Genomic DNA, 7,488 nt, shown 5'->3' on the forward strand with positions numbered 1-7,488 from the left:
GTATTTATAGGGTTATAAAGGATTTGTATTAATAAATAGGCCATTTATTCTGCGACTACATATTATTTTGAATTTGTGGAAACCCGCTTAAAATAAGGATTTTGTTGAAATCTTTCCGGAAAGGGGGATATAGGAGTGGCCAAGCGAAGCAGACCCATTAATAAACCGTCCTTTTTTTCTTCTCTCGGTAATGAATTTCATAGTTTGCCAATCGTACTACTTAAATTTAAAATTCTTTTCTGAATGGCAGCATAGCTGCACAATCTTTGTAGCTCATTTAAAATTTTTTCAGGTCAAGTTGCCAAAGGTATAAAGCATCTTACACACCAATAGCTATACTAATAATTGAAATAATATTAATAACCGGTGTTAGAAAATCCAGGATAGCGGCGCCCATATACAAATCATATCTATCAATAAATCCAAACATATTGGTTGCAAAGAGGAATCGTATAAAAAAGAAGGCATAAAGGGTAAGAAAAGCATACTTGCCTAAGGAAAGATACCTGCAATATACCGTAACGAATATGAAAACCGAACCTAATTTAACAAAATCGTTTAAAATATTTAAGATAATTGGAATTACATGATGTTTATGAGCGGCGAAAGAGATATGATGCATTGAAACACTAACGTCTTCCTCTTCTTCCAAAAATACTTCAAGTACCTCAGACAAGAAATATTTTGAGAGAAAATACAATCCAAACCCGATGATACTTACATAAAAAAGGCCTTTTACCCATTTTATTAACTGCTCCACAGCTTGTTTATCCTGGCAGGTCAATCCTGATGAAACATCAGAGATTCCATCTGCTACTCTTTTTACTGAATCAGACGCGATAAAAAGATATGCGAAAGCAAAGACTATTGCCATCACAATATCACCAAACATATCGGGCAGATTCGGCACATGTGCCTCATATTCGCGTCCGTGATTTCCTGCCCGAAGAAATTCGAAATAGATAAGGCCGTGAATTAAATTTCCTACTAAGAAACTTAGATTAACACCAATAAATACTAACCGTGCACCGACCTTTAAATCCTTTATTGCAGATTGCGTCAGCTTATTCTGACCTATATAATTTTCGATAATAGCCATAGGTATTCTTCTTTATTTAAATGCCATTAAATAAATTTTTAGCGTCTTTATGTACCGGCACCAGCCTTCAATATTACCCCACTGCCTCTTTGCGCTTCTCGCCCTCATTACATTGCAGTTGCTACTTTTCTGTGTGCATTTACCAGGGTTTTTTTCTCCATAAAAGAAAGGCACATAAGACAAACGAGGGATACAAATATATACCCGAGAGCATAATTCTCGGTGTAATCTTTAATTGTGCCTAAAATTATAGGAAGAAAAAAGCCTCCGAGACCCCCTGCTGCCCCTACAAGGCCACCCACAGCCCCGGTATCTTTTGGATAATATTCTGCTACCAACTTGTATACGACACCATTGCCAATACCCAGACAAGTGCCCATAATGTAAAACACCGCGAGTGCGGTTGTTAATGATAAGTTGAAATTTAAGAATACCGCTATAAAAAGTACGGCTACTGTAAGCAGTACCATTATTTTTCTTCCATCGAACTTATCGCCCAGGTAACCACCCAAGATTCGGGTAAATGATGAGAGAAATACAAATATAGAGGTGAAGCTACCGGCCTTTACCGGTGAAATATGATAAAAGTCATATAAATACGTCGGCAACCATACTGAAAAGCATACGAAGAATCCAAAGTACATGAAGTAAAAAAAGCAAAAGATCCAGGCCAATCTGGAAGATTTATAAAGTTTCAGTTTGTCACCCAGGGTTGAAACCTTTAAATTGGCAGGTTTTGGGGCATTGGATGTAAAAAACCAGTAGATAAATGCCATGAGAAGTAACGGAAATGAATAAATAATAAATACCTTACTCCAACCCAAAGATTCCGCGATAAATGGCGCTCCAAATGCAGCAAGGGCAGTACCCGCATTTCCCACGCCATAAACGCCTAATGCAAAGCCTTGTTTTTTCTTTGGATACCATTCTGAAACATGCGGAATTCCAACAGCAAAGGAAGATCCTATTAAACCGAAAAAGAATCCGCACGCTAACAAAGAACCATAACTACGGGCAAAACCGGTAAAAAACAGAGATACGAATCCAAACAGAAGCATAATCGTAAAAACGAGTCTTCCGCCATACTTATCTGTCACAATACCCATAGGAATCTTTGCAAGGGAACCAAGTAATACCGGCGTAGCAAGTAATATTCCTACCATTGTGGAAGACAGATTAAATTCTCTCTGAAAATATATTGCTAAAGGTGCAAATAATGTCCAACCGGCAAAGCATAGCGCAAATGCCAAGGTTGCAAGTATCATTACCCTTGTATTGCCATTTGGCGTTTGTATTTGTTCATTCGCTGACATATTCATATTCATAAAAAATTTCCTGATTAATTACTATTTACCGTCTTGATTAATTTAATTGTGTTTTGTTCAATAATATTTAAAAATAATTACATTTCAAACAATTATTAACATGCGTGCTGTACTGACACGAAAAAAGTCCTCAGTCCTCAATCTGCAATTTGCCGACAGTAGATTGCCGATTGCCAACTGTGCATAAGGTACTATCATATTTTGTCCTTTCTAAACGATAATTGTTTTTAAGCAAATTATCAATCTTAATTAAACTCAATACTGTGTATTTCAACTGCATTTCTGATAAAAAGTATTGCATGTATTTTTTGGTCATTTACATAAGTAACCGATAATATACTTGAATATAATAACTAAGGAAACTGCATATGTCAATAAATAAGTATACAATTGTTTACCTATTATAAACCTGCAATAACGTGAATGAGAACATATTGCCAAATAAAACTTTTAAAAAGCTAAAACGCTGAATTATGGATAAGACTTTGGTGGTTTGAAAAAACCGCTCGTTCCCAAGCTCCGCAGACCGGGTCAAATAAGCAATTTTACGTTATTTCGTGGGTATAATTCCCCACTTTGTTACTAAAAAGCGGCAAAATAGGCGCAAAAACAGGAGTTTATAGCAATTCATCCCCACTTCCTTGACAACAAAGTTCATTTGACCCGGTCTGTGATTTTCGGGAATGTAATAGCACTGAAAACTAACATTCGTGGGTTCACTCATTAGAAGGCTTTTGTCAAGGACAAAAGCCTTCTAATGAGTGAACCTACCGGGAGTCGTGTAATGTTTACGCGGAATAGCAACCTTTATCTTTTCCTTTCGCCGCCTGCTTTCTTAGATAAAATGTTTCGATCAAGCATCTTCTCAAATCTTTTTGTAAACCATTTTGCCTCTAAACTGACATAGCCAGAAGCAAACAGGCACAAAGCACGAAATACGAAAGATGCGTTCATTTAGAATTTCAAATCATTTTGTCATTAGAATTTGTTTGGTCATTGGTCAATTCTAAGATTGTAACGAATTTTTTAATCTGTGTTATCTGTGGTTACGCCTGAACGTCCTGCCGGTGCATTCTCTGCAAGGCCAGCCTGAACGAAAAGTTGGAGGGAAGCTTGGAGTGAGGCTGGGTGAGGATAAAGCGCCTAAACTTCAAACAAAATTTAAGGTTTCCATGATACGATTTCAAGGGCAAGAACAAGGGTTTAAGCATGAAGTCACTGGATAAACCCAAGAGCCCTATCTTAGGAAACGAAGGGACACCATCAGAGATATCACCAAACGCTCACAAGGCGTTAATAAGGGATATACTAACTTAATGCATGATATGCGTCCTTTTCTCTGAATTAGAGCAACTCTATCGTGGTCGCTAACTACGAGAAAGATGTGTGGTTTAAAAGGGAACATGCCAGTGTCGCATGTATCTGGGAAGGAATTAATTTTGGGAACTACGGCCACCAGCCTACGAGCTTCTGCAGGTCGGTTTCTTACCAGACAATACAATTGCATTGCAAACACAATCGCCACATAATGGTTTTATAAGTATTGCAATATCAATCTTTTAATGAATCATTAACGGAACGTAATACCTCCTCTAATTCGAAAGGCTCCTTGATAACAAAATCTGCGTTCATTTCTTTGCCTGGCAATGAATTTGACGCATTAAGGTATCCTGTAATTACGCCAATCACTGGTTTTCCGGCCATAGTATTTATTGCATTCACAATAGCCCACCCTGATATATCCGGCAGTCCAAGGTACACAGCACGAGATCAAATTCATCCTTTTTTAGAAGCGCTAACGCCTTAGCGCCATTATCTACAAAAACAACGTTATAGCCTTCTCCCGTAAGGAATCTGCTCAATTTTGTTCCTTGAGTTACCTCATTATCTACGATAAGTATGCGGTTTCACCCGCCCTTTTTATCTGACATCCCTTTGCCAGGCGCATAATTCTTCGTTATACCTTGCGACCCTTTCACTATGGGAAAGCTTAGAATAAAGGTACTGCCCTTTCCCTTTTTACTTTGCACCGTTATTTTGCCTCCATGCCGGTTGACAGTCCCATAAACAATACTCATTCCCAACCCCATGCCATATTCCTTGGTGGTAAAAAAAGGGTCAAAGATTTTTGTCTGCGTTTCTTCGTCCATGCCAATGCCTGTATCTGAAATCTCTAAAACGACGCTTCCGTTTTCTTCCCTTGTAGAAAAGGAAAGCGTTCCTCCCTCTGGCATGGAGTCAAGGGCATTATAGATGATGTTAATCAATACTTCCCGCAACCCCAAAGGATTGCCATTTATGCATGAAACGTGTTTAACGCCGTCCAAATTTATGGTATAGGTAATTCCTTTTCTCTCTGAGTGTTCCTTACATTTTGGGCAAATTAAATCAATTGTATTTTTTATCTCTTCCCGTAAGTCAATTGCTACAAACCCTTCACGATCTTCCTTCTCCGTAGTAAATTTATTCATACGGCGGACAATTTCAGCGCCATCCTTGATTGAACTTTGAATTAAACGTAATTCATTAAGTAATTTTTTTCTGCCTTTATTTTCCTGCATTAACATCTGTATCTTTCCGTCTATGATTGCAAGCATGTTGTTTAACTCATGCGCAATCCCTGTTGTCATAACACCTATTGCCTGTAATTTCTGCGCATGCAGCAGTTCTTGTTCCATCCGCTTGCGTTGTTGGGTGACGTCAAGCCCGTAAATATTAACATAACCTTTCTCTTTCACTGGCGTAAACGTAAAAGAATACACATGGAGGGTAAATTCGCCGTAAAACGTTATAGTTCTGCCATTGTGCAGGGCGTTATCAACCATTTTCAACCATGGTTCAGGAAGTATTTGATATACATGGCAGCCCAACAAATTCAATATGTGAGAACCGGCATTATTGGTATATAAAATTATTCCCTCACTTGATACCCGCAACACCGGATTAGTGTCCTCACTGTGGAACTTTAACAAACTATTTAATTTTATTTCCAAATCTTTGTAGTCAGAAATATCTGCTATAGTGACAAGATATTGAATGATGTTTCCCTCTGCATACTCAACCGCAACGCTTTAAGGCTGTGCATTAAACGATTGATCTCCTTTAAGCATTCTCCGTTCACAGGTTTCCTTGTTTCCCATTTCAGACGCCCTTGTATAATGCATCTGTATCCTCCTTTACGATGTATTTCGATAGAGGTTTATTTGTTAACGAATGCGGCTCTATGCCCAGCATGAAAGCTCTTGCAAAGTTTGCCGCCAGAATGAACCCTTTCTCATTAAGAATAAGGTATCCAACAGAGACAGATAAGATCGTAAGGGTTGAAATGTTTTTGTCTTGATTCTTTAAGCAGTGCGTGGGAGTAACGAAATTCTTCCTCCTGCATTTCAAACCCAACCCATAATAGGTAATTTGGCATGTTTATGTTTTGATTTATATTTAAAATATTTCTCGCTGAATAGTTACAATTCATCTTCTATTAAGCGAACCTGATAGGACAGGGCATTACCCAACAAAATATCACTCTTCCGTTTACACGTTGTTTATTTCTCTGCGGATAATGCCCTCCCCTACACGACTGATGGCACGGACAAACCCTGTTTGTCCATGCCATCCTGAAAATCCAGCAAATAAATGCAAGCCACTGGCGCTATTGGGAAACATCCGCCCGCTACTTCGCAAAGCGATATGCTATAAATGTTTTCTTTCGCCAATTGTTTTCATATGTCACCAATTTAGCCCAACGTCAGCTTACATAACAATGAATACTCCTGTATGACGAACGTATCAATTGTTTACTGCTTATTAGTCCTCGCAGGTGCAATCATCTTTCTTTTTTCCGCATTTTTCGCAGACATCCTCATTGGAAACGACAGCACTAACATATGAGGCACTACTTGTTTTATAACTACCCATCAGCTCGTCAGTCTTTTTCTCAATGTCTTTCCCTTCCTCTTCTGCGATTACGGGGCTAATGAATGCTGTGTTTAATCCAAAATAACTAAACATTAACGCCCCTGAAATAACAACACCAATACCTATCTTCTTAAACATTTCGCCATCCTCCTTCAATTTACATCTTTTTTAACAATCTTCCGGGAACACTCCCGAAACAGACTTTTTTCTCAACGCAATACCTACGCAATGCCTTTGCCATTGAAAATTAAAACAATACAATTTTTTTATACTAGTAGTAATAAATTTATAACCTTCAAAGATAAAAGTAGTTATGCCTGATGAAATTAACAACGGCATGAGAAGTAGTGATAAAAACAAGTCCGGGCAATTTACAAATATTGTATGCAAATCAATACACCGTATAGTAGATATTTCATAAACTATTAATGCTTAGAGTTGTTATGCTTGTTTTCCACTGTATGCAAATACATACAGCAGATTCTCGTATTAAATTTAGTATTACATAAGGGATGTGATGCGGCGGTATCACTAATTAATTCATATAGTGAGTACATATTGCGATGTGCTAAGAAATATGTGCGCTTTCACACTATGGATTAACGCGATGATTTAAATGATGGTGAAAAAAAGAGTGAAGACTTTCTCACCTGTATTGCGGTAAATAAAAACGCGGCTTAATCAACCAGGAACCCGGCTGAATGTTTCTTTTAACCTTGGACGGTTCCAGAGACATAACACTACGTACTGCGATTATTCTGGAAGGGGTGCATTCCCGATTTTTTGCAAATATTCGCACCTACCTGTTGGCTAACAGGTATTGTATCGCAAACATCTTGTTTGATTAACCCTGACAGGGTTTGGAACCCTGTCAGGGTTGTTTCTGTCATTTTCAAGCGGTAAAAGACAGGTTTGAAACCTGTCTCTACGTTACTGTTAACCCCTACTGATTGTTTTTTTGCAAAAAATCGGGAATGCACCCGTATTATTCTTCAGATGCCTCCAAAGCGCTTAATTCCAACCCCTCAATCTCCTGCAACGTCTTCCCAGCAATACCCTGCAGGTCGCCGTACATGCCAACGGTAGACTGCATCACGCGCCCGATCTGTTCCTCGCGCTTGGCCCATTGCTTCGTAATGATCTTCTTCT

General features: G+C 38.5%; 6 protein-coding genes. All 6 read right to left on the minus strand.

Going from position 1 to position 7,488, the window contains the following annotated elements; translation table 11 throughout:
- Positions 1 to 319: 319 nt before the first annotated feature.
- A complete protein-coding gene (locus QZT26_RS15270; RefSeq protein ID WP_099326329.1) occupies positions 320 to 1,099 on the minus strand; it encodes a hypothetical protein in 780 nt (259 codons plus the stop codon).
- A 107-nt stretch (positions 1,100 to 1,206) separates the two neighbouring features.
- Positions 1,207 to 2,424 carry an MFS transporter gene (locus tag QZT26_RS15275; RefSeq protein ID WP_099326328.1) on the minus strand — a complete coding sequence of 406 codons (1,218 nt, stop codon included), beginning with the start codon at positions 2,422 to 2,424 and terminating at the stop codon, positions 1,207 to 1,209.
- Positions 2,425 to 3,975: 1,551 nt separating this feature from the next.
- Complete coding sequence (locus tag QZT26_RS15280; protein ID WP_157820677.1) at positions 3,976 to 4,146, minus strand: hypothetical protein; 171 nt, start codon at positions 4,144 to 4,146, stop codon at positions 3,976 to 3,978.
- Positions 4,143 to 4,325 carry a response regulator gene (locus QZT26_RS15285; RefSeq protein ID WP_099326327.1) on the minus strand — a complete coding sequence of 61 codons (183 nt, stop codon included), beginning with the start codon at positions 4,323 to 4,325 and terminating at the stop codon, positions 4,143 to 4,145. Before QZT26_RS15285 ends, QZT26_RS15280 begins: the two co-directional genes overlap by 4 nt.
- A gap of 6 nt (positions 4,326 to 4,331) precedes the next feature.
- Complete coding sequence (locus tag QZT26_RS15290) at positions 4,332 to 5,417, minus strand: ATP-binding protein (protein WP_157820675.1); 1,086 nt, start codon at positions 5,415 to 5,417, stop codon at positions 4,332 to 4,334.
- An 811-nt stretch (positions 5,418 to 6,228) separates the two neighbouring features.
- Positions 6,229 to 6,477, minus strand: a complete 249-nt coding sequence (locus QZT26_RS15295) for a hypothetical protein (RefSeq protein WP_099326325.1) — start codon at positions 6,475 to 6,477, stop codon at positions 6,229 to 6,231.
- Positions 6,478 to 7,488: the final 1,011 nt, after the last annotated feature.

It is taken from the genome of uncultured Candidatus Kuenenia sp., assembly GCF_900696675.1.
Classification (GTDB): Bacteria; Planctomycetota; Brocadiia; order Brocadiales; family Brocadiaceae; genus Kuenenia; species Kuenenia stuttgartiensis_A.

What these genes read in the sequence shown, in the direction of transcription:
- QZT26_RS15275 (WP_099326328.1), bottom strand. Translation starts at nt 2,424, where the DNA reads ATGAATATGAATATGTCAGCGAATGAACAAATACAAACGCCAAATGGC.
- QZT26_RS15270 (WP_099326329.1), bottom strand. Translation starts at nt 1,099, where the DNA reads ATGGCTATTATCGAAAATTATATAGGTCAGAATAAGCTGACGCAATCT.
- QZT26_RS15295 (WP_099326325.1), bottom strand. Translation starts at nt 6,477, where the DNA reads ATGTTTAAGAAGATAGGTATTGGTGTTGTTATTTCAGGGGCGTTAATG.